Here is a 578-nt window from a genome sequence, read left to right on the forward strand (position 1 = left end):
GGCCTTGCGGTCCCCTGCTTTCATCCGTAGATCGTATGCGGTATTAGCAAAGCTTTCGCTCCGTTATCCCCCACGATCGGGCACGTTCCGATGTATTACTCACCCGTTCGCCACTCGTCAGCATCCGAAGACCTGTTACCGTTCGACTTGCATGTGTAAGGCATGCCGCCAGCGTTCAATCTGAGCCAGGATCAAACTCTACAGTTCGATCTTGATTTTTCGCTCTTTCGAGCAACTCATAAAAAAGAATTGAAGTGAACTTCACTTCTATCTCATGAGCGTTTGTAGTGCTAAGCACTAGTTCCAAAGAACTTGGCACTCGCCATCAAACGCCCACGCTTATCGGCTGTATATTTTTAAGGAACCGAAAGATCAGAATTTCTTCTTTTCTCTCAAGCTTTGCTGCGATCAGCAGAGCCTTGAATTCTAACAGGTTTTTTAAAGTCCTGTCAAACTTGAAGGTTATTCGCTTCAATCAACTTGCTTTCGCAAGCCGCTTTCAGCGAAGCCTTCGATTATAACAGCATTTTTTAAACACCGTCAAGACCGAAGGTCTTTATTTCACTTCACAGAACCGA

General features: G+C 45.3%; 1 rRNA gene. It reads right to left on the reverse strand.

Features of this window, described 5'->3' with window-relative positions:
• Nucleotides 1–207 (reverse strand): 16S ribosomal RNA (locus AC3A84_RS18570); the annotation flags it as partial.
• Nucleotides 208–578 lie beyond the last annotated feature (371 nt).

The sequence above is a fragment of the Paracidovorax sp. genome (assembly GCF_057642795.1).